Raw genomic sequence first — 1,914 nt, 5'->3', positions numbered from 1 at the left:
AAAGAGAAAGCGCTGGCTGAAGCTGCCGCATTATTACTACTTAGAAAAAAGGCCCAAGCGATCTGGGGGGACCCAGAGGAAGAATGATTAGCCCGTCAGATCGCGCATTAGCAGTGGAACTCATCCAAGAAGCCAATCAGAATGGTGCGCGATTAGCAAAAGCCTGTGAAGAACTTAATATTAGTGTACGAACTTATGAGCGGTGGGTAGCTAAGGGTGGAGTCAAGGAAGACCAACGTCCTCTTGCCAAACGACCTGAGCCAAAAAATAAGCTTAGCCCAGGAGAGAGACAAGAGATCATTGAGGTAGCAAAAAAGGAAGAGTTTGAGAACTTACCACCTTCTCAAATTGTACCTAAATTGGCAGACCAATCTATTTATATTGCCTCTGAATCTACCTTTTACCGCGTATTGCGGATGGAATCCATGCAAAACCATCGGGGAAGAAGCAAAAGGCCTGTGCGGAAATTGCCAGAGAGCTATTTAGCAACAAAACCAAATCAAGTGTGGACATGGGATATTACTTGGCTTCCAGGTCCTATTAAGGGTGCCTATTTTAAGCTATATATGATTCTTGATATATTTAGTAGAATGCCTGTTGGTTGGGAAGTATGGGAAAATGAAGATGCAGTGTACGCAGAAGAGTTGATCAAAAAAGCTGTCATTAGCGAAAAAATCTCTGGAGAACCGTTGGTTCTACATTCAGATAACGGAAGCCCTATGAAAGCGGCGACCTTTCAGGCCCTATTAGAGAAATTGGGCATCACAAAGTCTTATTCTAGACCGCGTGTAAGTAACGATAATCCTTATTCTGAAGCCATGTTTCGGACGATGAAGTATCGACCAGAGTACCCACATCAAGGATTTGAGTCACTAGAAGCTGCACGCCAATGGGCAGCGAAATTTGTGCAGTGGTATGCCTATGAACATCAGCACAGTGGATTAAATTTCGTGACACCGCATCAATGCCATACAGGCGAACATATTGAAATTCTAGAAAAGCGAAAAGAAGTTTATGAGGAGGCAAAGTCTAAGCGACCCGAACGTTGGTCTCGCTCAACAAGGGATTGGTCTGCCCATAAATCAGTGGCATTAAATCCAATGAAAGATGAACTAGAAGACAAGTAAACTACTAGTGTTAGTGGGGCTAATTTTTCCCTCTTCATAAAAGGTTGGTTCGATAGATCCAATCTTTTATGAAGAGGCCAGCAAGCGAAGCGCGGTAGGATTTTCTTGAAGAAATAATTTGATGTAAATACGACAACATTCTTGACAAACACCGCTACTTTATATCCACCATATGCATCATAAACTGCAAAACCTGCATTTATTACCATCCATACATAATTCCCATCAGGATCCACCCTCATGACCGGATTATTATTTCCGTAAGCATACCCATTCTGAGTAAGAATGTCATCACTATCACCAGGATCTGGATCCATCGATAAGAACACACCCTGCTTCGGCTGATAATAACGGGCAATTAAGTAATACAACCCGGTTTCCCGGTCAAACTGGTATCCCGCATAGCGGTACGGATTATCTTTTACCTGTTCGGCTTCTTCTGCTTTCAGCACGTTCCCCCAGCTGTCGTATTCGTAGCTGGCGACTTTTTGGCCGTTTTGGTCGGTTATGGCGATGACATCTCCATGCGCATTGTAGTGGTAGAAATAGGTCTGAGTGCCTTTGCGCATGGAAAGCAGCTGGCCGTTTTCTGAATAGGTGTAGGAACGTACCACGTTATTTTGACCGTCTGTCTCGTATAGAACGTTCAGGCTGTCTCCATCATAGAAATAATTCGTGATGGTTCCATTCACGTTCTTTTGAATCCGTTTGCCGTCTTCGTTGTACTGATACGTGACAAACGGGGTGGATTCTCCTTGCTTTGTAACGGAAACTAGCTGGTCGGCGG

2 protein-coding genes are annotated in these 1,914 nt (G+C 43.9%); one reads left to right on the top strand and one right to left on the bottom strand.

Features of this window, described 5'->3' with window-relative positions; genetic code table 11:
* Nucleotides 1-83 precede the first annotated feature (83 nt).
* Nucleotides 84-1,127: an IS3 family transposase gene (locus tag HGJ98_RS08905; protein WP_291350714.1), complete on the top strand. Its 1,044-nt coding sequence runs from the start codon at nucleotides 84-86 to the stop codon at nucleotides 1,125-1,127.
* Here HGJ98_RS08905 and HGJ98_RS08900 read toward each other — a convergent pair.
* Nucleotides 1,013-1,914 (bottom strand): RHS repeat-associated core domain-containing protein (locus HGJ98_RS08900; protein ID WP_291350713.1); only part of this gene is annotated, 902 nt, incomplete at its 5' end. The genes HGJ98_RS08905 and HGJ98_RS08900 overlap by 115 nt on opposite strands.

Origin of the sequence: Desulfosporosinus sp., assembly GCF_014237355.1 — a bacterium.
GTDB lineage: Bacteria > Bacillota > Desulfitobacteriia > Desulfitobacteriales > Desulfitobacteriaceae > Desulfosporosinus.
Note: the sequence above shows the minus strand (reverse complement) of the source record. Positions and strands in the feature narration are given on the sequence as shown.

Excerpts from the sequence above, each read along its gene's own strand:
- HGJ98_RS08905 (WP_291350714.1), top strand. The coding sequence starts at position 84 with ATGATTAGCCCGTCAGATCGCGCATTAGCAGTGGAACTCATCCAAGAA.